Below are 24049 nucleotides of genomic sequence, written 5' to 3'. Positions count from 1 at the left end.
GCGTGAGAGTGTTACGGTCCAGCAGCAACCAGGAGGGCGTCTGAGCGAGTGCTGACATTATGATCAGCCACACTTCTGAGACAGAGACAATGGAAACGCTGCATCCACCAAAGGATGGCGATCACTTCCCGCCCGAACTTCTGCCAGTTTGACTCTCAGCGTTATTTTGAATCCAGCGTAATATCGATCACGTTTGATCCCCGTTTGACCACGTACTCCAGAGCGTCGGGCTTGCGGTATTTCTTAGGGATCTCGAAAAACTCCGGAGGAGTCATGCCGTTTTCTTTGTACTCTCGCAATTCACTTTTCGTGAGCCGTTCGAGCTCAATCTGCACAAAATGCTTCGCTGGAATCGCTCCTTCCTTGTGCAGGTTGAAGGCTAACTTGTAGTGACCGTTGGCATCGGTGGTTCCATATGAAGGCGAACGCACTTCTGAATCTTGAGGATTGAAGACCACTGTCGCTCCGGGAACCGGCTTGCCATCGACAGTGAGCGTCCCTTCAACATTCCCTAACTCGACGCCATCTCCCCCGCATCCAACGCCTAGCAGCAAAACAGCGATTCCACCAAGAGCCAGAATGGGGCGAAAACTCAACATGACAACTCTCCTCACACGCCATCCCCAAAAGCATCGGGGTGATATTTCTGTAGCACTGTAAAAATCGAGACCAATAAACCGGGCATATTGATCTCGACTCATTCATGGCAGCCCGAGATTAGAACTCTCCAATAACCTGACCGTCGCCAACGGCAGAGAGTTTCTGATATGTCCCAAACAGCGAGTATTGGAAAGGATCTGGCTGATTTGGCTGGAACGTTGCAGATGTGTGGTCGATATTCTCGCTGATGAAGCGAACGCTACCGTCACCCATCAGGAAATTCGCTCCGCCGACGTGTGCACTATGAAAAGCACGCCAAGGCTGACCAACCGAAGCGGGTGGATTCAGCTTACGCAACGCTGTTCGCAATCCATCGAATCCTCCAGGAGTGTGCTCTGCAACGTTCGTGCAGTTCGCCCCCCCGTTGTTTGTCAGAGCTCCGTAAAGAAGATTATTTGCAGACGCCAGAACAGTCGTTTCGCCAGCAAAGAACGTGTTGGATAGACCGTCCGTGACCACTCGGAAGTTCTTGGAAATATTCACGCCGAATGGCCCCACATTCCGGACTGGATTTGTCGGTGCTGGACTGGTGTCCTCGCACAGAATGTGATGAAAAGGCCCTGCATTTCCAACGTAACTTGCTGTAGCAATACCCTCGACGACGCCGTTCCCTGTTGATGTCGAACCGGGAGCAGTGTTGCCGGTTTTGCGTGCGGTTGGCTTTGGATCACTCGGGCAGCTGAACACTGCAAGCGGAGTCCGAGATACGATGGTGTTTCCCGCTTCGGCAGGAAGTTGACCGAACGGATGTGCGTTGAAGTCGAACTGATTGAACAGTGTCGACTGTTCCAGTTGAGGAAGAATCATGGAACGCCAAGACCATCCACCATCTTTCGTCGCAGCGTGAACATTTGCAAGGTTCGTATCTGTAAACCCGATCGGCAGCGCGTTGAAAGTGTCATGATAGTTGTGCAAAGCCAGGCCAATCTGCTTGAGATTGTTTTTGCACTGTGAGCGGCGGGCAGCCTCACGGGCCTGCTGAACGGCTGGAAGCAGCAACGCGATCAAAACCGCAATGATGGCAATCACCACGAGCAGTTCAATCAATGTAAACCCCGACCGACCACTGCGAGAAGTACGCAAAGACATCATCAGACTCCAAATTAAAACGTTTCTTATGAAGAACAGGGCGTTCGGTAGATGCAGAAAAAGCCCGAAACGACCTTAAAAATCTGGATCACCAGTTTCGCTTCAACATCGAAAGACTTCCGATGCTGGCAGTCAGTTTCCGTCGCCGTTCACGACAGTGAGCAGATCTAAGAGAGACAACAACAGCGATGGGAGAGCAAAGAGTTTTGCACGAACGGCTCGCAGAGAATTTTATTTGATGTTTTCATTTTGTTGGCGAGAGGGATTTCTTCGATGCCTCAAATCAAAGTCAGCATCGAATCAATTGTTCTCCATGGTGGCAGCTCGCTTTCGCGTCACAAATATCCCACCAATCTTGTCGTGATTTAATCATCGACTTTTAGGGCGACAAAGTCAACACCTTTCAAAAAATATGTTTCACAGAATCGAAATTTGTCCTACTTCCAGAACTGCCATCAAATCCAGACAACACAACCAACTTCCTTAACAGATTACAGAGCAATACATTTACGACAAAATAGCCCACGACAGGGCGAGCCTCGCCAAGATGCAAAATCGACATAAAAAAAGCCGTTCACCCGCAGCGAACGCGAGTGGACGGCTTAAAACTGATTCTTGTAACAACGACTACTTTAGTCGAATTACTCTGCCGGTAACGGAACTTGCTCGCTTCCCATCAAGTAGGCGATTAAATCGCGTATCTGCTCTTCGGAAAGATTCTGCAGCAGTCCATCTGGCATCAAAGAGACTGTCGTCGCCTTCATCTCCTCAATCTCACGACGGTCAATCGTAATCGCCTCCTGCGCAGACTGAAGTGTAATTGTGCGGTCGTTCTGCTCGCTGATGACACCGTTCAGAACGCGACCATCTTCAAGAGCCACGACAACAGTCCGAAAGTCCACCCCCACACTCGAACTCGGATCGACAATGTTCTCCAACAAGTAATCCAGATTCTTGCGATTCGACCCGGTCAGATCCGGCCCGACCCGTCGACCGTTCCCGTAAAGAATGTGACAGTTGACGCAAGTCTTCTGATAGAGAGCGCGTCCCTGGGACAGGTCCGCCTCAGCCAGGACCGCTTCGGTCAGTTTCTCCTTCTGTGCTTCGATCAGCGCCTTCTTCTCCGCAGGGCTGGCGCGGAGTTCGCCCCACACGTCAGTCAGGAGTTTTGTCAACGATTCATCATTAAAGGAAGCGATCTGTCGGGCATGAAACGCAGACAACTCGGAGGCAGCCATGCGTTTTGCCTGAACAGCCTCCAACAGTGCTTTGGCAAAGAGCGGCCGCGATGTCAGAGTCTGAATCATCGCGCTCCGTTCAGCTGGATCGAATGAATCCAGACGGGCCAACGCCCACGCTGGGGTGTTCGGATCGTCGTAGTAGGCCAAAGCGAGCAGCGCCTCTTTGCGTAAGGCCCGGTCATCCAACAGATTCAGCAAAGTCTGCGAATACCCTTCTGGTCTCGCTTTTGCCAATGCTCGCAATGCTTGCTGTCGTGTCGTTGCAGGTGCCATCCCATCAGCGACAAGCGTCTTCAATTCATCCAGCGCCCGACCATCTCCGAACACGAGGTTCAACGCCTGAAGATCACTCTTCAACTGTTGGTTATCCGCTCCACTGAATTTCTTCGACACGGCGGCCCATGATTCGGGAGGGATTGCATTTAACCACCCGTTCAACGCAAGAGACATTCCGTGAACGACACTCGCTTCCAGTGGAATCTTTCCGTCCGCGACGAATGCCAGCACCTGTTCAACAACTTCCGGTTGCTCTTCAATGCTCAGACTCAAGCGTCGCACAACACATTCAGTCACGAGTGGCATCTTGGAAATCTGAAGCAGCGCGATCGCTCTTTCAGGAGACACTGGGACAGCATCAAGGATGCCATACCAAACCATCAACTGGAGTCGCTTGTCGTGACAAAACTCCGGACGTGCCACCAACAGCGAAGCGATCCGCCATCGCTCATCGAACGAGAGTCGCTGCAATGACGACGCCAAATGAAGCTGGATCAGACCAGATGGTTCTTTCTTGGCGAGATTCTCCAATGCATCCGTCACAGAAGCGGCGGTACGCTCATCGGGAGTGATCGCCTGATCGACCAGAAACTTCAGAGCCATGACCCGTTCGCTCTCATTTTCGGCAGCGAAACGGTCAATCCAGAACTGAGCAGACGATCCACCGACACTCCCGATTGTTTCAAGGATTCGAATTCGGTGGACGTGGTCATTGGTCTTGGCGAGCAAGGATTCCAGCCCAGAGACGAGCTGAGCGGCTTCAGTTTTTGGTTGCTCCCCATGTGTCCTTTCAACGAGCAATCGACGGGCCTGTCGTGCCCACCAGGCATTTGGATGATTCAGCAGGTCAATCAATTCCTGATCAGATTTCGTTTTCAGGTCGAATTTTGGAGTCGGTGCAGGATTGCCGTACGCAAGCCGATAGATTCGGCCACTGGACCGATGGACTCCATCGTGGTCATGACACTCTCCTGTGTCGCTCCAATCTGCGATCAGCACAGTCCCGTCAGGACCGGTCAGAAGTTCCATTCCGCGGAACCAGGAATCCTGAACAAAGCAAAGATCAGGACCATGAGTCGCGGTAAAGCCCGCACCGTCGCGAGCCAGAATATCCGAATTGAGTCTCATCCCGTGGAGGTTCAACGTGTACACGCGGTTGCGGTACTCCTCAGGCCAATTGTCACCCTGATAAATCATCAAGCCAATATGAGCATGCCCTCCACCGGCAGCACTGGTTCCGTCGGTGATCCCCTTATTGACGTCGTGCCAGTTTTCGCTGGTATTCCAATGGACGTGATCCGCTGTCTGCTCTAGCAAACGATACGAATGTGGTTCGATATCAAGTCCGAACATTCGCTCGGTGTGTCCACCGGGGATGACATGCCAGAGATGCCCGATCACCGTGTTGATGACGAACATTTCCCCGTTCTGGTCGTAGTCAAAGCCCCACGGATTTGTCATTCCGTGCATGACGGCTTCACCTACCTGACGCTGCGGGTGATAGCGCCACACTCCGGTATTGATAGCAAACCGCTGCGATTCACTCGCTCCCGGCTTTCCAATCATGCTGGTGGCGAGAATCCCGTGCCGCCCGTACAGCCAACCGTCAGGTCCCCATTTCAACCCGTTCGCAGGAGTATGACCGGTCAATCCGACAATGAGACCATCCAGAATCACCTGAGGCTCGCTGTCTGGAACATCGTCTCGATCTGCATCTGGAATGAATATCAGCTCAGGCAGGCTGATCGCCCACACTCCACCGTTTCCGACTTCGATGCTGGTCAGATTTCTTGCTTGATCCCAAAAGACGGTCCGTTTGTCGTAACTTCCATCGCCATCGGAGTCTTCAAGAATGACGATGCGGTCCTTCAGGGAGGAATTGAATCCACCTTCCCCATTGCCGGACCAGCTGTAGTTTTCAGCAATCCAGAGACGCCCCTTCTCGTCTGTCGTCATCGCGATTGGATTCTGAACATGCGGTTCAGACGCAATGACAGAAAGGGAAAACCCCGGTGGAACCTGAGCCGTCTTGACGACTTCGGCCGGATCCATCGGAGTTGTCGTCGATTTTTCAGTGTTCGGTGGAAGGACGAATTCCTCCGCAAGTACTGAAGTCGTCATCGCTAACAGAGCGAATACGTGCCTGAGAATTGCCCGACTGAAACGTAGTTCCATCTCATCTCTTCCAGTAGAAACTCCAATGTCGAACCCAACAGACAGGTCCGATCCGAAAGACTAAAGAGAATTCATTGAGTCGTCTATTCAGACGTCTCAATGAATCTGATCATTCAACAAAGTTAAAACCAGAGAATGTCAAATTCCAAAACTTTTCTGAAACTCATTTGGCTTTCACAGAGTCTGAAAATGACCCAAACCTTGGACTCTCTCAATCCAGAACATTTGGATACAATCTTGAGAAACCCGGGCAGCTCGTTTTTGAAGTAATTCCGACTACAGGAGACTTTCAGTGACTGAGACCTCGCAGACATTGGCTCATGACGATGTTCAGCGCATCGAACAGCTTCGTGACGCATTTAATCGCCTGAAGTCGGAATTGGGCCGCGTGATCGTTGGCCAGTCAGACGTGATCGACAAACTGGCGATCTGTCTTTTCGCACGTGGAAATACCCTGCTCATGGGGGTTCCGGGGCTCGCCAAGACCTTACTTGTCAGCAAGCTCGCCGAAACACTGTCGCTGCAGTACAGCCGCATCCAGTTTACCCCTGACCTGATGCCGATGGACATCACCGGAACGGACATTCTCCAGGAAACGGCTGAAGGGCGTCGTGAGTTCCAATTTATCAAAGGTCCCCTCTTCTCAAATATCGTCCTCGCAGACGAAATTAACCGTGCTCCCCCGAAAACCCAGGCGGCTCTTCTCGAGGCGATGCAGGAACGCAGGATCACAGTTCTCGGTAAGAACTTTAAGCTCGATCCTCCGTTTCTTGTTCTGGCGACTCAAAACCCGGTCGAGCAGGAAGGAACTTACCCGCTTCCGGAAGCGCAGCTGGACCGATTTATGTTCCTCATCGAACTGGACTATCCGTCCGAGGAAGAGGAAATTCAAATTGCGCGCACAACGACCGGCGGAGAACTCCCTCATCTCTCCGCGGTGCTGCACCAAAATGAAATCCTGGAGATGCAGGAGCTCGTGCGACGAATTCCGGTGTCGGATCACATCTATCAGTACGCAACGAAACTGGTCCGAAAGACTCGGCCTCAAGATCCTTCATCCCCTGCCTGGATGAAGCCGCTCGTCTCATGGGGAGCCGGCCCGCGAGCCGTACAGTACCTGATATTGGGTGGCAAGACGCGGGCAGCACTGCAGGGGCAATACATGGTTCGACAAGAAGACATTCAGGCTGTCGCCGCGCCAGTACTCGTCCACCGCTTGATCACCACATTCGCTGCACAGAGTGAAGGAATCAATGCTGGGCAAATCGTGCGTCGACTCGTCGAGGAAATGAACACAACGCGATCAACCTGACGGGCGAATGATTCTGAGAATCAGACAGGAGTGAGTGGTCTTTTTGAGCGTACCTGAAAACAAAAGAAGACCCGCTGCACGACGTGCAGCGGGTCTTCTTTATTTCCATCAGCGAGAGCATCAATTGTCCCACTGACGACTGATCACAGCAGAATTACGTCGCAGCAGTTTTTGACGCCGGGATTCGATCATCGACGTCCGTCGCTTGACCGATGAGTCGCAGAAAAGTGATTGCCCACCAGGTCATGTCGAATTCCCACCACTTGTGACCAGCCCGAGCCAGTCGCGGATGAGCATGATGGTTGTTATGCCAGCCTTCTCCGTAAGCAAACAGTGCGACCCACCACAGATTCCGTGAAGCGTCACTGATCTCGTAGTTACGATAGCCCCAGAGATGAGTGGCCGAGTTCACAAACCATGTGCTGTGATACGCGAGGACCATACGAACGCACATTCCCCACAACAGCATTGGGAGTCCACCGACCAGATACAGGACGATGGCAGTTCCCCAAAGCCAGAAGGCGAAGGTCTTCTCAAAGAACTGCATCATCGGATCGCGGACAAGGTCCGGTGCATAGTACTGATAGAGCAACTGTCGTTTCCGTGGGGATGTCTTGACCATCATCCACCAGAGATGTGACCACCAAGGGCCTTCCAGTGGAGAGTGAGGATCACCGGGGCTATCAGCGTGACCATGATGAACACGATGTGTCGCAGCCCATGTCAAAGGGCTTCCTTCCCCCGCGACTGTCCCACAGATTGTGCCCAGCAGTTTGGCGGGTGTCTTGAGTTTCAATGACCGGTGTGACAGACATCTGTGGAAGGTCAAGCAAATCCCGATGCTGCAAGTCGCCCAGTGCAGGACAACAGCAACGAGAACCGCCTGCCAAGTCACAAAGAAGAGAGCAGCGACCGCACCAACGTGCATCGCCAGCATCCAGATTGCAACCACCCAGTCGATGTTATTCAGGCGAAGGTTTTCGGGGTAGAAGTAGCGAAGCAATTCTTCTCGTTCCAGCGCTGCCTGACTCTTTGGTTTAGCAGGCTTTTCAATCTGCTGGAGAACGGCAATTTCACTGAGACCATCGATTGAAGATGCCTCTTCAATCTCTGAGACCTCTTCAATGATTTCTGATGACATGACGTCGTTCTTTCCGTGAATATCCGGTGAAGATCAATCGAGTGTGAACCCCGTTCAGGATTCCTGAATCCATTCCGCACTCGACTCCGTCGCCTCCGAAGCGACAAAATGTTTCTAGCAGATTTTTCGTAGTGACTGTGTCTGAATGTGGAAAAACTTCCGTCAAACTTTCCCACGGAATGTCACAGAAATGTCAATGCAACAGTCGCCGCAAAAACATCTTTCACCACAACGAGTTACGCCACATCGGTTGATTTCCACAAGCAACAAAAATTACTATGACATCAACTGGATGCCACATTGCGCCCATCAGAAAGAACCTCACATGACGAAAACCATCGCTCTCGCCTGCATCGGAATCGCGATCCTCATGCTCTCTGGAGTTTTATTGAACACTTCATCCGCTGATAAGAAGAAGGACGCTGTCCTCCGGCACGTCGTCCTGTTCAAATTCAAAGAAGACGCCACCCAGCAGAAAATCGACGACGTCATTTCCGCATTCGCGACTCTGCCCGGAAAGATCAGCGAGATTAAAGAATACGAATGGGGAACAAACTCAAGCCCTGAAGGGTTGAACAAAGGGCTGACTCACTGCTTTTTCGTCACCTTTGCATCAGATGAAGCACGCGACATCTATTTGACTCATCCGGCCCACGTTGAATTCGTATCGCTGCTGAAGCCAATTCTCGAAGATGCGACAGTCGTAGACTACTGGACCAAGTAGGTCGTTTTGAGGCTGACAGCCCGAATTCCGAGACCTCGATCACCCGATTGGTTGATCGAGGTCTTTTCCTTGAAGGTCCGCTTTTCTTCGGCGGGTCAGGAGCGGCCAGCGGTGATGTTCCCCGAGTAATTGGGCGCGGGCCTGAGTGACTTCCGCCCCAAACAGAAGGATGAGCGAAGTGTAATAGACCCACACCAGCAACAGAACCAATGCCCCTGCGCCCCCGTACCCTGCGAGATTCATCGTCCCGAGATATTTGCCGAGTAGTTCCTTTCCAATGTTGAAAAGCAATGCTGTAAGAATAGCCCCAAACCAGACATCTCGCCAATGCACTTTCGCCTCCGGCAGCCAGCGAAATAGCATCGCCAGTGAAATCACAACGACGAGAAAGGTCACCAGAAATCGTCCCCAACTGGACAAAAAAGCCTGCAAACTGCTTGTAACGTATGGATCGAGGTAAAACAGACTGGCATTGAGAATTGCCGTCATCACCAAAGACCCGAGCAGCAATCCTGCAATCGCCAACACCATCAAAAAGGAGAACAGATAGTTGAGCAATGCCTGCAAAACAGCAGACTTGGCAGGCAATTCATCCCCGTTCCAAACTCGATTGAGCGCCGCTTTCATTTGCAGCATCACACCGGTAGTCCCCAGAACGAAGACCACACTACTCACGACCATTGCCCAATAGTTTTTGAGGCTCGGCCGAGCCTCCTCGACCGTGGTCACCACGAATCCAGAGGCAGCTTCTCCAATAATTTGGGTCAGTTCAGAGAGCAGTTGGCGCTGCGCGACCTCCTCTCCCCAGATCCTGCCGGCAATCAACATGAGAAGAACAGTGAGCGGAGTGATCGAGAATATCGCGTAGTAAGCAATCGCTGCAGCCATTGTCATGCAGTCGTCTTCTACAAAATCCAACCCAGCTTTGTAGAGCACACGAGCTGTCCGTTTCGGAATTATCTTCATCAGATCCGCACCACTCTCAACGGGTCTCTTTTCCCTGCCGCGACTCGCCTCCCCACACAGAGACACGTTCCGTAAATTCTCAGCGATTTCGAATTTCAGACAAGGTCAATTCCGTCATCGCAGCGCAGACGACAACCGGTGATGAACACAGATTTTGAACAACTTTTCGCCTGCATTCGCTGCCACCTCCCCCTGAGACATGGGCTAGTCGCGGAGCAAATGGTTATTAGCCATCGTAATTCCTGAGAGCATGGAACCGATGATTCCCAAGAACCCTTGATCAGTACCGCACAGGAACAGGTTTCGAAACCGGGTTGTTCCATCGAGAATTTTGACAGGTGCCCCATAGACAGCACCGTTCAATTTCCCTGTGTATTTCTTGATTGTGCGTGGGGTAAACACATCGATATCGACGATGTGACTGCGGAAGTCTGGGATGTGTTGCACTGCAGCTTCCGCCATTCGATCGCACCAAAGCTGCTTCGCTGGGTAGTATTCCTCGTCTGGCAGCGACATCCAATATTCTGGATTGGCGAGTGCCGTCATCCGAATCACCCCATCTTCCAACAACTCGTCGTTCGGGTAGATAAAGTTATTGGGCGAACAAATGATTCCGCTTCGCAAATCCAATGGATCTTTCGGTGGTTCGTAATGAAACTGATCCAGATTATTGTAGAAGACAATCGTGTCATGGTGCCCAAGGTCTCGCGGCTGGCAGTCAAGCACAAAGATCGCCTCATTAAACGAGACTTCCCCTGCAGCTGACATCTCTGTCACTGGAGGTGCTGATGGCTGGCCACATAGGCTTTCTGTTTCAGCGACGCCGGCAGAGGAAAGGATGTTTTCCGCTTCGATCTCGTCGCCGTTATCGAGAATCACCCCGACCGCCTTACCGTCGACCACTCGAATTTCTCGCACTCCAGCCCGAAGCTTAAGTTCTCCTCCCAGAGCTTTGTAATGCCGAGTCAGTGTTTTCAGAATCTTGCGGACGCCATCTTGCGGGCGACCGAAGCCTTCCCGAAAAATGCTCTTATACATGATCACGAATTGATTGAAATCCATGTCATGTGGAATCGCTGAACCGTAGAACATCAACGGACAGAACAACATGTCTGTCAGGACCGGATCTTTCAGATACTGGCCCACAGTCTGGCGTGCTGAAACCGCCTTCTGCTGCAGGTTTAATTCATCGAAGTTTTCGATGTGGCTGACCAGCTGACGAAAATTGTCTGCTTCATGAGGAAACTCATCGCAGACACCATCCAGGAAAGCCTGATAGTCGTTCGAAAACGTCAACCGATGTCCGGGAAATGCGATCGAAGAGCCTCGTTGCGGACACAGATCAAAATCATCCCAGCGTAAACGCAATTGTTTCAGGAGTTTTGCCAATGGACCGGTACGACTTCCAGCCGGCGCGAAGTTCGTAACGGCATGCAGCCCAACATCGTGATTCCGACCACGCAGACGGTAAAACGAATTCAGTCCGCCAATGGTCGTGTGACGTTCGAGAATACAAACTTTTTTCTCGTAGTAAGCCAGCCGGATCCCAGCTGCCAAACCTGACATCCCTGCACCGATGATGATTGTGTCGTACTTCACTCGTGAACCCATTAATCCGCTGGGAAACCGGGTGGTGCCTGTTAGCCAGAAACACCAGCCCAAAACTCCAGGACTTCATCCCGAAACAGGTAAGTTCGCAATTACAACCGGACCTGTCCAGAACAGCCATCCCCCGAATTCGCTTTCAGGCAGAGAATCCCGTGAAGAAAACCAGCAATTTTTGCCGATGCTATTCATCCAGATGAAGTGCCGTCAGGAGTAATTGCTACTATATCTTGGGACGCCGCTCGTCAAAACCGGCACAACTGTACGAATGGTCTGTTGCTAAACTTCGAAACCGAAGATAGTTTTTTCATCCGCCCCGCAACGAATGCGGCTTGAAGAAAAACAGTACTCTTCACTGTTAAAAGGACTCACGGATGAGCCAGTTCGCACTTGTATCTGATTACGATGTCATTGAAGAACCACGTATTCTCTCATTCGTGGAATTCTCGAGCCAACGGCAACGCCCCTCATCTCCATCAGTTGATCAACGCGCCCGTCTCCAGATGAGCAACAGTTGCTGTCCGATTTGCAATCGCGTGACCGTTGAATCGATCGAGTTGAACAACGGAATCCTTGGCCGCAACGGCCGCATGGTTCCAGGCACCGGTACCCTCGTCGGCTTCAGCTGCAATGCCTGCGGTCACGAATGGCCAGCCTAGTTCTACGCTGAGCACACGTGCCAGAAGACGGCACCAAACCCGTTCTCACATGATGTTGAACGCTGTCGATACGGCCCAGCTTGCAGTTCGAAGCAACCTTGGGCCGTTGAATGTTCGTTGGCGCACAGCCGGAAGCAGACCGGCAAGTTATTCGTCGTTCTCTACTCCATGACCGAACTGAAACTTCAGTAAGTTGATGAACGCACGTTGAGTTCTGTTCTCCGTCACCCTACGCAGTCGGTACCCGAAGCAGGTGACCGGACGCAGACAATGAGCCAGTGACCGCTCGCAGATCTCCGGATCAGTCGGTGTGTTTGCCGCAAGACGACCGACGAGACCGATTCCATAGCCTCGCTTCACACACGCTCGAATCGAGGCTGCCAGCGCGAGATCGAACCGTCGATCCGGATGATCGAATACCCCTGCATTCTGCAGAACCGCTCGAGACTCGACGTCAGGGTAGTTATCCGGGTGATTCAACACGGGATACTTTGCGATATCCTCAATACGAATCGTTTTCTTCTTCGCCAACGGATGATCCACCGGCATGATGACCATCGGTTGGATCTCGTAAAGGGGCTCGACGTCGAAGTTTTCTGGATGCTGACAACAGTGTCGATCGCCAATCACAAGGTCAACTTCTCCATTCCAGAGAAGTTCGTCCCCCTGATGCTCAAATACCTCTCGTAATTTCAGCTTTACTTCAGGGTGAAGGCTCTGAAAATCTTCGATGATGGGCATTAAATCATCGGTAAAGCTGCGCGGGGGGGCGGCAATTGCTAAAACTTTCGATGTCGTCCCACAAAGTTCCTGAAATCTCGACGGAAGCGAATCAAATTCCGCGACAACCGGGGCTGCAAGTTCTGCCAGAAGTTTTCCTTCGTCGGTCAGCTCGCTTTTCCGCCCGTCGGACTGAATCAACGACCGGTCAACAAGCTTCTCCAACGCCTTAATCTGTTTCCAGACAGTCGGATGCGACAAATCCAAGGACTTCGCTGCAGCGGACAGACTCCCGAGTCTTGCCGCTTCACAAAAGCTTCTTAAAAGAGAATATGACAGATCTTTATAAACCAATTGAGAGGGCGGCCTTCCTGAAATAATTCACCTCCTCAAATGTCATTGCATTGAATGTCATCATCAATTTCAAATTATTGTAACGAATGCAGAGTCTTTTTGGAGTGAATTCGTCTAAGATTATCAGGAGAGATTCCCTACCGGATTTCCCCGCCGATTTCGCCTGATACTGCCGAGGATTCAATGCAGATCACCCTTCCGCGAGTCACTGTGTGGACATTGAGAGCACAACCGTACCGCCAGCCAGTGTTGGGTCGGCTTACTGCGATCGCCGTGCTCGTTTTCTGCTCCTTGGTCTTCAATTGCGAACTGTGTTCAAGCGTCGCAATTGCCAGCGGACCATCCGAAGAAGACGTCAAGTTCTTTGAGAACAAGATCCGTCCTTTGCTGATCGAAAAGTGTGCTGACTGTCACGGAGCCGACACCCAGGAATCTGGGCTGCGCATGGACACATACGCAGGGATGTTCGGTGGTGGAACGTCTGGACCTGCAGTCATTGCCAATGACGCCGAAGGGAGTTTGTTGGTCGCTGCGATCAACTACAAAGACCCCAATCTGCAAATGCCCCCCGATCAGAAGCTTTCTGATGCAGAGATTGCACTCATCACAGAGTGGATTCAGCGTGGTGCTCCTCATCCCGAGCAAGATGCGGGCGGCGCTGCTCCTCGCGTCGGTGCGATCAACCTTGAAGAGTCACGTAAGTTCTGGTCATTCCGCCCGGTTGACACCAGCAGTATCAAGCGTGACCCAAGCATCCCCTTTGCAAAAGTTATCGACGATATCGTCAATGAGGAACTGACCAGCAAAGGCCTGGTCCCGAACGCACCTGCTGACAAACGCACGCTGATTCGCCGGGTCATGTTTGATCTGACCGGACTTCCACCGACTCCAGAAGAGGTGAATAACTTTCTGGCAGACGAGTCTCCAGAAGCATACGAACGGCTGGTCGATGAGGTTCTTTCGCGTCCTCAATATGGAGAGCGATGGGCACGTCACTGGCTGGGGGTCGCGCGCTACGCTGACAGCAACGGGCAGGATGAAAACCTCGCTCACCTTGATGCGTGGCGATACCGAAACTACGTCATCGACGCTTTCAATGCTGACAAGCCTTTTGACCTGTTTCTCAAAGAGCAACTGGCTGGCGATTTGATGGTTGACGGGAAAACTCCCGAAGAGGTCAACAATCTCCGAATCGCCACTGGATTCCTGTCACTCGGTCCCAAGGTGCTCGCTGAAGTCGACAAAGTCAAAATGGAAATGGACATCATCGATGAACAGATCGCCACAATCGGAGAAGCTGTACTCGGCCTGACCATTGCCTGTGCCCGCTGCCACGACCACAAGTTTGATCCGATCTATACAGCGGATTACTACGCTCTCGCCGGGATCCTCAAGAGCACCAAGACGATGGAATCCTTCGCGACCATCGGAAAATACAACGAACACATCCTTTTAAGCGATGAAGAGATTTCGGCCCTGAAGCAGGAAGCTCAGTCGAAATTCGACGAAGCAAAGGCTGCCAAGCAGTCAGAGATCGACGCTGCTGTCGCCACTGCAACGACAGCGCTGCAAGAAGCTGATCCCGTGTCAGAGAGTCTGACTGTCGAAGAAAAAGAAGCGAATTTTTCAGAAGAGACCAAAGCACAGCTGAAGATCCTTCGCGATGAACTCGCCAAGATTCAGCTGGTCGAACCGACCTACCCGACTGCAATGGGAGTGAAAGAGGGAACAGTCTCGAACCTGAAAATTCACGTGCGAGGCAGTCACATGACGCTCGGTCGCCAAGTTGACCGAGGCATTCCAGAGATTCTCAAAACCTCAGGCGAATTGCCCATCGCAGAAACGTCCAGCGGGCGCAAGGAACTCGCAGACTGGCTCACCAGCCCCGAGCATCCGCTCACCGCACGAGTTGCAGTCAATCGCATCTGGCGATGGCATTTCGGAAAAGGAATCGTCGAGACGACAGAGAACTTTGGACGACTGGGTGTTCCCCCTACCAATCCCGCTCTGCTCGATGCACTTGCTGCCGAGTTCATCAACAACGGGTGGTCGGTCAAAGAATTGAATCGGCAGATTCTCCTCAGCGAGACCTATCGCCGCAGCAGCCAGGACAATCTGGCGAATGCAGCAATTGATCCAGCGAACGTCTCTCTCTGGCGTTTCAACGTACTTCGCATTGAATCCGAATTGATTCGTGACTCACTCCTCGCTGTGAGTGGAACGATTGATCTCTCCCAGGGAAGTGCGATGCTGACGGTTCCAAAGTGGCAACTCGTTTTCGACCATACTTCGAAGGATGCGACGACGTACGACACAAACCGCCGTTCGATTTACCTTCCGGTAATCCGCAACAATATGTATGACGTTTTTTCACTGTTTGACTACAGCAATGCCGATGTCGTCTCTGGAGGACGTGAAGTCTCAACCGTTGCACCTCAAGCACTATTCGTGATGAACAGCGAGATGTTTTTGACTGCTGCAGAGAAGTTTGTCGAACGTGGCTTCGAAGAAGTGCCGAACGATGACACAGCACGAATTCATCGTCTCTACGAGCTTGCTCTGGGGCGTCCCCCGGAATCTCATGAAGCAGAACGATTCCTGCGGTCTGTCCAAGACTTTATCGAATCGATTCAACAGACTGATCCTTCCGCTGATGCAGTGAAACTTGCCTGGCAAATCGCTTGTCAGGCGATCCTTTCCTCCAATGAGTTTTTCTACATCAACTAAGCCTGCCCGACTCTCCGCGTTCTGATCGATCGCCAGCCAAAGGAACGAACGATGCTCTTTTCGAATGAAAGTCATCAAATCAACCGGCGTTGCATGCTGAAGAACTCAGCTGTCGGATTCGGATATCTTGCAATGGCTGCGATGCTCCAGTCGGAACAAGCAAAAGCTTCGACTCCGATTGCAGCACCATCGCCATTTCATTTCCCCCCGCGGGCCAAGCGAGTCATCTTCCTATTCATGAAAGGGGGACCGTCACACGTCGACACCTTCGAATACAAGGAGAAGTTGCAGGCAGACCACGGAAAGCCACTGCCGTTCGACAAACCCTCAGTGCAGTTTGCACCGACCGGAAACCTGCTGGCATCCCCCTGGAAATGGCAGCGATACGGCGAAAGCGGAATGTTGGTCAGCGACCTGTTCCCTCACGTTGGGAAGCATGTTGACGACATCTGTTTCCTGCACTCGCTTCACGGGACGAATGCAGCGCATGGCGGCGCGCTGCTGAAATTACACACTGGAAGCGATAACTTCATTCGCCCCAGCATGGGCTCATGGATCACTTACGGACTCGGTTCTGAGAACCAGAACCTTCCCGGGTTCATCACGATCTGCCCGACTCTCGCCCACGGGGGAGTCAAGAACTGGGGTTCTGCGTTTCTCCCCGCCAAATACCAGGGAGTCCCCCTCGGTGTCGCCAGCCTGCCGTCAACAAACGCGCAGGTCAAGTACATCAAGAACTCGAAACTGCCACTCGAGATTCAACGCAAGCAGCTCGATCTTCTCTCACAGATGAATCACGAACATCTAGCGACGTCCGGACCAGAGGCTTCACTGGAAGCCCGAATCCAGACATTTGAGCTGGGATACCGGATGCAATCCGAGATGCCGATTGCCCAGAATCTCGCGGAAGAGACTCCTGAAACTCTGAAGCTCTATGGCCTCGATAATCCCACCACGGAAAACTTCGGACGTCAGTGTCTTCTCGCCCGACGATTCGCTGAACGTGGCGTCCGTTTCATTCAGGTCACACACAGCGATCATCTCGTGCAATGGGATCAGCATGGTGATCTGAAAGCAGGTCACACAAAGAACGCAGCGGAAGTCGATCTCCCCATCGCGGGATTGCTGACCGACCTCAAACAGCGCGGGCTGCTTGATGACACGCTCGTTCTCTGGGGAGGTGAGTTCGGAAGAACTCCAACAAGCCAGGGAACCGACGATGGCCGTGACCATAACCCGGAAGGGTTCACCATGTGGATGGCAGGAGCGGGTGTCAAGAAAGGGTTCCGTTACGGGGCAACAGATGAATACGGGTATTATGCCCAAGACAACAAGATGCACATTCACGACCTGCATGCCACGCTCCTGCACCTGATGGGGGTCGATCATGAACGGCTGACATACCGCTACGCTGGCCGCGACTTCCGGCTGACCGATGTTCATGGACATGTTCACCACGACATCTTCGCCTAATTAAACTGAATCGTCATTTACCAGTCTGAACCTTTTCAGAGCGCTCTCATGTCAATGTCCGTTCAACAGGATCCGCTAAGCTCTCAGAAGCAATTGCCGTCAGATCTGACAGACCCAGTTCAGATTCTCGAGAAGCTGGTCGCAATTCCGAGCGTCAATCCTTGCGGTCAGGATGTTCAGGGAGAGATCTATCACGAAGCGGGAATGACGGAATGGCTAGTCCGTTTCTTTGAGCACCTGAACGTCCCCTTCGAGTGCCAGGAGGTTTTTCCGAATCGCCATAACGTCATCGCGCACTGGAAGAGTCCCATCGCGACACAGACGATTCTGCTCGACGCTCATCAGGATACCGTTCCGGTAACAGGGATGATCACTCCACCATTCAAGCCGGTCTTCGATCAAGGCCGGATGTATGGTCGCGGAACCTGTGACGTCAAAGGAGGAATGGCATCAATGCTGGCTGCATTTGCGCAGCTGGTCATCGACTCTCCATCCGATGCAAGTGCGAACGTGTTAATGTCCTGCACAGTGGACGAAGAGTACACCGCAATGGGTGCGAAAGCACTGGCGGATGCTTGGGTGCAACCAGATCCGTGCACACTCGCTGGCATCGTCCCGGATGCTGCGATTGTCGCTGAACCTACAGACCTGAATCTGATCGTAGCGCACCGGGGCGTTGTCCGCTGGAAGCTCCGAACAACGGGACGCGCTTGCCACAGTTCCCGCCCTGAAATTGGCGAGAACGCAATCTACAAGATGGGGAAGGTGCTGATCGGCCTTGAGCAATATGCTCGTGAACTTCCTTCGCTCTTTCCGACTCACCCCCTTTGCGGCGGCCCATCTCTGAGCGTTGGCCGCATTGAAGGTGGAGTCAGCGTCAATATCGTTCCCGATCTCTGCGAGATTGAGATCGATCGACGCGTTGCCCCCGGGGAAGATTCGACTCAAGTCATCGCGCATACAGAGCAGTTTCTGAAATCGGTCATCGACGTCGATTTCGAAATGCTCCCCGCCTGGATCGATTCCGGAGCACTGTCCGATGACAACAATCGTTCGCTCTCTTCTGCGATGTTGCACAAGGTCGAAGAAATTGTTGGTCCTCGCGAACTGCAAGGGGCGTTCTACGGAACCAATGCCGCGAGGTTCTCCGCTGTGGGAATTCCTTCCGTCGTCTTCGGCCCCGGGTCAATCTCGCAGGCACATACGGTTGATGAGTGGATCGAGATCGAACAACTTCATCAGGCGAAAGAGATCTTACTGAACTGCTGTTTGAACGGACTGATTTAGCACCGTATCCTCTTCGATTACCGCATCTCTGACAGATGAGTCGCCCATGACTTCTTTGCATGTCATTTCACGAAGACACTTCCTTCAGACGAGTATTGCAGCTATCTCGTTAGCAGGTGCATCTGCGAAGGGATTCGAAACAAAGCCTGCTGGCTTCATCGACTCACATGTTCACGTCTGGACTCCAGACACCAGGCGATATCCATTGGCAGACACGTTCTCGATCAAGGATATGGTCCCCCCAAGTTTCACGCCCGATGAACTTCTCAAGGAATGCTCTCCTTGCGGCGTCGATCGAATCGTTCTCGTGCAGATGAATTTCTACGGGAATGACAACTCCTACATGACAGATGTCATCGAGGCATCTCCAAACCAGTTCCGCGGTATTGCGCAGATCGATGAAACACAAACAGATCTGAAAACCGAACTTAAACGGCTGCATGCTGCTGGGATTCGTGGAGTCCGACTCTGGGCAGACAAAGCCAGCGTTCAGAAATGGCAGACATCGGAAGCAATCCAGTCGCTCTGGAAACTCGGAGCGGATCTCAACATCAACATGTGCCTACTGGCTAACCCTGATGCACTTCCGGGAATTCAAAAGCTGTGTCAGAAGTTCTCTAAAACACCAGTCGTCATCGACCACTTCGCTCGCATCGGAATGAAGGGTGAAGTCGACTCTGCCGAGCTGGACTTGCTGTGCCGACTGTCAGAAAACAGTTCCGTCACAGTAAAGACGTCTGCATTTTATGCCCTCGGTAAGAAGGCAGCACCCTACACGGATCTCGGCCCAATGATCAAAACGCTTCGAGATGCTTACGGAGCCAATCGTTTGATGTGGGGTTCTGATTGCCCCTATCAAGTCATGGAAGGGCACACCTACGCCGATTCCATCGCATTGATCCAGAAGAACCTCTCATTCCTGAGCGAAGACGAGAAGCGAGCCATCCTGCAAGGGACGGCTGAATCCGTCTTCTTCAACTAGAGCGTCTCTCACAAGAGAGTGGCGTTCCGGCGGCGATAAACGCAGCGTTTGAACGAGTTTTTGCTACCATTCGCCGCCACACATCCCTGAGACAGGGGCAAAATACCGATTTCAACACACGAACAATCCCGCTGCGGTTCTTCATCGCAGCGGGATTTCCTATTGATGTTCGCTGGAATCGGGATTCGTCCATGGGCCCGACACTCATGAGCAGAGCGATCTCCCGTTGATTCATGGGCTAATCAAGAAAGGCGACGAACCGCATTGAGTTCGATTGATTTTCGGTATTCATCAACACTCGATGCCAATCATTCAAAACGATCGTCGCATGATCCGAATGTCGGATTCGACCGCGAACAAAGACACTGGCGTTGCGTTTCATGACACGCCACCCCCACATGGCAGCCTGAGGATTGTCTCGCAATAGCTTTTGGTAATTCGTTTCGGTCAAACCATTCCGGTATCGCGAATTGACGTAGACCGTCTCTCCTCCAACTCGATAGCAAAACTCTGCCCAATGTGGCTTTCCGATCATTCCTCTTCGAAGCGGTTCATTCAGAAGAACAAGCTTCGTGTCAACGACCAATCCCGAAGTGGGGAGAAAGAACCACTCTCCCTGCCGCTGAAAAGCGACATTCTTTCGCAAATGCCGATCAACAAGATTCACTCCAGATCGATTCAAAGCTTGTCGCACCGCAACTGGCTGCAATGCATCCTTCGCTTGTGAAACGGTCCCGACCGGTGCGGATTCTGGAATCCCCGCGACAAACCAGTGGCGCTCATCATGCCCGCAAAGAAATTTGTTCTTCGCGTTCTCTTCCCGTACCATCAACAGTAAATGGCGATCACTCGGTCGAAGATCAATCACGTCGACGTCAACATTCGCATTCGGATGATGGGATAACTCAAAGTACTCCCCTTTCCGGTCCGAATGAACATCGATACGGACGGGCGCGTCCTCCAAAAATCTGGAACGCCCATTCAACGGCACGACACTCAATCGACTCCCCATCTGATGAAACTTCTTGACCAACATCAGCGAGTTCATAAGACCACCTTGAGCCCCAGAGAAATGGGAATTCGGACGGGCTATTCTCCCGTAGAATGAAAACTGTCTCATATCCCGACCTCACAGGAGGCTGGAACTTTGCGCATCTCCATGATGCGCACATTCGAGGTTGACAGCCTCAGTCAGACCCCTGACACAAATCGGGGTTCGCGCCACTCTCGAAATATCGATACAAATCTTGTGTCATCACAGACTCACGATCGTCAATGCCCTGCCCTGCCTTCGCGTTTGTAAGAGAACTCCATGATCAACTGGTATTTTGGCTGGTCGCTGATTTTCTCCGCGTTTTTGACCGGAGCGATCATTGGGCTGTATTTTCACCGGGAGAGTTTCCTTGGGGGATACAGTTCCTTTTCCCGGAGAATTCTGAGACTTGGGCATATCGCACAGGCAGCACTCGGGATGATGAACGTTGTTTATGCTCTTTCCGCTCAGGCCTCTACTCAGCACCAGGCAGACCCGATTGCAGCCTGGGGATTTATCATCGGAGGAATCACCATGCCCGGTGTCTGCTTCCTCTCAGCGTGGAAACCTCGGTTTCGCCATTTATTTTTCATCCCTGTCGTTTCTTTGATGGTCGCAGTCATACAAACTCTCCGGATGGGCCCTTAACCTCAACACACTCATTTCTCAGCAATCATTCATCGAATACATTCAAAGCTGCGGGACTTCCAATTCAGTAAGGGCCAACGATGCATCACATCGTCTTCATAACACTTTCCGGGTTTCGGATTCACGAGCAGGAACTGCTTGCTTACGGAATGACTCTTCCCGGTTTTCACGATCGGGCCAATGCACTCACTCAATTGCCAGCGCTCGGACTGCTCACGCTGGCAGGAATGATGCCTTCGAACTGGACCTCCACTTACAAAGCACCTGCTCTGGTCGACGAAGCATTTCTGGAGGCCGTCCTGGCAGAATCTCCAACATTGGTCGCCATCTCCGCATTGACCGCATCCGTGGATGAAGCGTACGCATTAAGCAATCAATTGCGACTCGCCGGAATCCAGACTGTTCTGGGTGGACTCCATGTTTCAGCATGTCCAGATGAAGCAGCTCGACACGCAGACGCCATCATCGTGGGATCGGGCGAACCAGTGTGGAATCAGGTGATCGCTGACGCCACCCGCCGTGCGCTGCAACCTGTCTATCGAGCACCTCGAAAACTCCCAGAGACAGACTGGGTTTTGCCACGTATCGACCTTCTCGGACCAGTCTCCCGCTACACGCTTCAAACCCAACGGGGATGCCCGTTTGCATGTGACTTCTGCGCCGCCAGCAGATTACTCGAACGTTTTCGCGAGAAGCCGATTCAACTGATCCGTCGGGAATTAAGCCAGATCAACAAGCTCGACTCGGCACCTCTGATCGAACTCGCCGACGACAATACGTTCGCTGGCAATCGCGACGCGGATGAACTCTTCGAGGCATTGCATGAGGCCAATGCACGCTGGTTCACAGAAAGCGATTGGCGAATCGGTGAACGCCCCGAACTTCTCAAGAAAATGGCAGGTTCGGGATGTGCCCAGGTTCTCGTTGGCATTGAATCCATGGTCTTTCGCTATCCCGGTATGGGCGACAAGCTGGCTGAGATGAACCGGATGATCGATGCCTGCACAGCGATTCAGGAAGCGGGTGTCTCCGTGAATGCCTGTTTCATCATCGGTGCGGAAGGAGAGACACAGGCATCCGTCGATCGCCTGACCGAGTTCCTGTTGCAAGCCCCCTTCGCAGAGATTCAACTCACACTGCAAACCCCGTTTCCCGGGACAGTCCTCAGAGAGCGGCTAAAGAAAGAAGGGCGTCTCATATCTGAACGTCGTTGGCCGTACTACACACTCTTCGAAGTCACCTATCATCCAGATAAGATGTCGGTGGGAGACCTTGAACTCGCTTTTCGAGAAAGCGCAACACATGTCTACGGACCAACCGCGACCAGACGAAGAAAGCGAATCCGCCTCGACACCTACCGAAATAATCCCCGGTTCAACTCGAGAGCAACCGCGAACTGAGCCCCAGATCACTTTCGGGACAGTCATCTCCTTTCTTCTCGGAAATCGAGATGCCATTCTGAGAGTTGCAAACTCTCAGTCAGCAACGTGGCTGGGAATCAGCTTCACGATTCTGGCGGCACTGTTTCGTGATTACGATCAGGCGGATCTTCTTCAGGAACCGTACTGGCTAATCGTTCCGCTCCTTGCCTCCACACTGCTCACAACGGTGATGTACGGTTTTCTCAAACTGATCCCGAAGCTCAGACGCAGCGGCCAACCGGCCTCATCCGAACTCGGACAGCTTTTGAACTGCGTCTGGATGATGGCACCAACGGCGGTGATCTATGCGTTTCCAGCAGAACGGTTCATGTCCAGCGTCGACTCAACCAAGCTCAACATCGGATTTCTGGCGTTTGTGGCGACATGGCGAGTGGCACTGATGATTCGAGTTGTCGTCGTGCTGTTTAGAATCAGCCTCCCCAATGCAATCTCAACGGTTCTGTTCGTTTCCGTCACGATTGCATTCTTCGCAATGCTTGCGGTCCCAATTCCGCTCCTTCAAATCATGGGCGGGGTCTTGCTTTCGCCTGAGTCCGAGATCATTAACCAGGCGCGAGTTGCAGTTGTTGTTACTTGCTTTTACTCGTGGGCGGTTTTTGCAATCGCATACGTCGTCAACATTTTCTGGCACGATTCGAGTTCTAAAAAGAACGAATTTGATGCACCAGGCAATCTCTCCAACCGAGTCAGCTCCGTCACATGGATCGCGACCGCGGTTGGATTCGTTCTGATGTTCGTTGCCTGCATTTTTACGCAACCCGAATTCCAAAGAGCAACCCGATTCCGACTGCTACTCCAGCGTGGCGAGACTCATCAGGCATTGGACTTTGCGTCAAAACACAATCGCAGAGACTTCCCGATCCAGTGGGATCCTCCACCACGGATCGAACGATTCGAAAAGTCTCCTCCACTTCCAACAGTGCTCGCACAGATCAATCATGAACCGCAGACGCCAGCATGGATCACCGATATCTACGGCAAGAAGCTCATCCAACAGCATGGATCTGGCATTCAACAGAGCGAATTTTGGTACGAACTTTCTGGAGATGAACTCGAAATTGTCGTTACCTTTTTTGAATTGCACCCCCAATATCAACAACAACTGAACATCAACATGAATGGCCCGTTCAGCTATTGGATTCACCACGTGGTATCCCGGATTTCCGAATCAATGAAAACAGAGGGACGGTGGGGGCGTTCGAAAGAAGTCATCTCAATAGAACTCCTCGCTCGATTGATTTCGTTATTTGATGTTGAGCAGATGGAATCCGCCGCCACGAGATCGGAGGTGCGAGATCTCCGCGACCAGATTCACAATCTGATCGAAAACAGAGAACAAACTGAAGCCGTGAATCCCGGAGTAGGTCCGGCGGAAGTCGAAGAGCGGCCCGAACCGATCGACGACAAGGCGAATTAACCGCCACAAGCAGCGAATAAAACGACTTTCCAAATTCGAATTCCTGAAGGAGAACGTGCAACTCACCTTTGAACTTTGAAATTCCTGGATGGAACAGAGTTTGCGTTGATGAAATGGC

Annotated in this window: 18 protein-coding genes; 10 read left to right on the top strand and 8 right to left on the bottom strand. The window is 52.2% G+C overall.

The window, feature by feature from the left end:
* Positions 1 to 161: 161 nt before the first annotated feature.
* From SH668x_RS04840 to SH668x_RS04830, 3 genes are all read right to left on the bottom strand, one after another.
* Positions 162 to 599, bottom strand: a complete 438-nt coding sequence (locus SH668x_RS04840) for an Ig-like domain-containing protein (protein ID WP_437187570.1) — start codon at positions 597 to 599, stop codon at positions 162 to 164.
* 118 nt (positions 600 to 717) lie between these two features.
* Complete coding sequence (locus SH668x_RS04835; protein WP_437187569.1) at positions 718 to 1752, bottom strand: DUF1559 family PulG-like putative transporter; 1035 nt, start codon at positions 1750 to 1752, stop codon at positions 718 to 720.
* Between the two features lie 638 nt (positions 1753 to 2390).
* On the bottom strand, positions 2391 to 5441 hold the full coding sequence (locus SH668x_RS04830) for a PVC-type heme-binding CxxCH protein (RefSeq protein ID WP_437187568.1): 3051 nt from the start codon (positions 5439 to 5441) through the stop codon (positions 2391 to 2393).
* A 292-nt stretch (positions 5442 to 5733) separates the two neighbouring features.
* On the opposite strand from SH668x_RS04830, the gene SH668x_RS04825 reads away from it, so the two are divergent.
* Entirely contained in the window at positions 5734 to 6753 is a 1020-nt protein-coding gene (locus SH668x_RS04825; protein WP_437187567.1) for an AAA family ATPase, read from the top strand.
* Between the two features lie 154 nt (positions 6754 to 6907).
* Here the strand turns inward: SH668x_RS04825 and SH668x_RS04820 are convergent, their stop codons facing one another.
* Positions 6908 to 7894 (bottom strand): acyl-CoA desaturase, encoded by a 987-nt coding sequence (locus SH668x_RS04820; protein ID WP_437187566.1) that lies wholly within the window; start codon positions 7892 to 7894, stop codon positions 6908 to 6910.
* 325 nt (positions 7895 to 8219) lie between these two features.
* Between SH668x_RS04820 and SH668x_RS04815 the strand changes: the two genes are divergently transcribed.
* A complete protein-coding gene (locus tag SH668x_RS04815; protein WP_437187565.1) occupies positions 8220 to 8618 on the top strand; it encodes a Dabb family protein in 399 nt (132 codons plus the stop codon).
* Between the two features lie 39 nt (positions 8619 to 8657).
* Here SH668x_RS04815 and SH668x_RS04810 read toward each other — a convergent pair whose 3' ends face one another.
* Together SH668x_RS04810 and SH668x_RS04805 are read right to left on the bottom strand one after the other, a co-directional pair.
* Positions 8658 to 9584, bottom strand: coding sequence for a YihY/virulence factor BrkB family protein (locus SH668x_RS04810; RefSeq protein ID WP_437187564.1), 927 nt, complete (start codon positions 9582 to 9584; stop codon positions 8658 to 8660).
* Positions 9585 to 9788: 204 nt separating this feature from the next.
* Entirely contained in the window at positions 9789 to 11183 is a 1395-nt protein-coding gene (locus SH668x_RS04805; protein WP_437187563.1) for a phytoene desaturase family protein, read from the bottom strand.
* A 380-nt stretch (positions 11184 to 11563) separates the two neighbouring features.
* Here SH668x_RS04805 and SH668x_RS04800 point away from each other — a divergent pair, with 380 nt between their 5' ends.
* Positions 11564 to 11848: a hypothetical protein gene (locus tag SH668x_RS04800; protein WP_437187562.1), complete on the top strand. Its 285-nt coding sequence runs from the start codon at positions 11564 to 11566 to the stop codon at positions 11846 to 11848.
* Between the two features lie 147 nt (positions 11849 to 11995).
* On the opposite strand, the gene SH668x_RS04795 is transcribed toward SH668x_RS04800, so the two are convergent.
* Positions 11996 to 12922 (bottom strand): LysR family transcriptional regulator, encoded by a 927-nt coding sequence (locus SH668x_RS04795; RefSeq protein WP_437187561.1) that lies wholly within the window; start codon positions 12920 to 12922, stop codon positions 11996 to 11998.
* Between the two features lie 183 nt (positions 12923 to 13105).
* On the opposite strand from SH668x_RS04795, the gene SH668x_RS04790 reads away from it, so the two are divergent.
* The 4 genes from SH668x_RS04790 to SH668x_RS04775 are packed head-to-tail and all read left to right on the top strand — an operon-like array spanning position 13106 to position 19391.
* Entirely contained in the window at positions 13106 to 15649 is a 2544-nt protein-coding gene (locus SH668x_RS04790; protein WP_437187560.1) for a PSD1 and planctomycete cytochrome C domain-containing protein, read from the top strand.
* Positions 15650 to 15700: 51 nt separating this feature from the next.
* Positions 15701 to 17122, top strand: coding sequence for a DUF1501 domain-containing protein (locus SH668x_RS04785; RefSeq protein WP_437187559.1), 1422 nt, complete (start codon positions 15701 to 15703; stop codon positions 17120 to 17122).
* A 48-nt stretch (positions 17123 to 17170) separates the two neighbouring features.
* Positions 17171 to 18409 (top strand): M20 family metallopeptidase, encoded by a 1239-nt coding sequence (locus tag SH668x_RS04780; RefSeq protein ID WP_437187558.1) that lies wholly within the window; start codon positions 17171 to 17173, stop codon positions 18407 to 18409.
* A gap of 46 nt (positions 18410 to 18455) precedes the next feature.
* Complete coding sequence (locus tag SH668x_RS04775) at positions 18456 to 19391, top strand: amidohydrolase family protein (protein ID WP_437187557.1); 936 nt, start codon at positions 18456 to 18458, stop codon at positions 19389 to 19391.
* A 238-nt stretch (positions 19392 to 19629) separates the two neighbouring features.
* Here the strand turns inward: SH668x_RS04775 and SH668x_RS04770 are convergent, their stop codons facing one another.
* Positions 19630 to 20439 (bottom strand): hypothetical protein, encoded by an 810-nt coding sequence (locus tag SH668x_RS04770; protein WP_437187556.1) that lies wholly within the window; start codon positions 20437 to 20439, stop codon positions 19630 to 19632.
* Positions 20440 to 20703: 264 nt separating this feature from the next.
* On the opposite strand from SH668x_RS04770, the gene SH668x_RS04765 reads away from it, so the two are divergent.
* The 3 genes from SH668x_RS04765 to SH668x_RS04755 all read left to right on the top strand — a co-directional run bounded on the left by SH668x_RS04765 (position 20704) and on the right by SH668x_RS04755 (position 23931).
* On the top strand, positions 20704 to 21072 hold the full coding sequence (locus tag SH668x_RS04765; protein ID WP_437187555.1) for a hypothetical protein: 369 nt from the start codon (positions 20704 to 20706) through the stop codon (positions 21070 to 21072).
* 80 nt (positions 21073 to 21152) lie between these two features.
* Positions 21153 to 22472: a B12-binding domain-containing radical SAM protein gene (locus SH668x_RS04760; RefSeq protein WP_437187554.1), complete on the top strand. Its 1320-nt coding sequence runs from the start codon at positions 21153 to 21155 to the stop codon at positions 22470 to 22472.
* Positions 22375 to 23931: a hypothetical protein gene (locus SH668x_RS04755; protein WP_437187553.1), complete on the top strand. Its 1557-nt coding sequence runs from the start codon at positions 22375 to 22377 to the stop codon at positions 23929 to 23931. Before SH668x_RS04760 ends, SH668x_RS04755 begins: the two co-directional genes overlap by 98 nt.
* The last annotated feature ends 118 nt before the right edge of the window (positions 23932 to 24049 follow it).

It is taken from the genome of Planctomicrobium mucosum, assembly GCF_051466335.1.
Lineage (GTDB): Bacteria > Planctomycetota > Planctomycetia > Planctomycetales > Planctomycetaceae > Planctomicrobium.
Note: the sequence above shows the minus strand (reverse complement) of the source record. Positions and strands in the feature narration are given on the sequence as shown.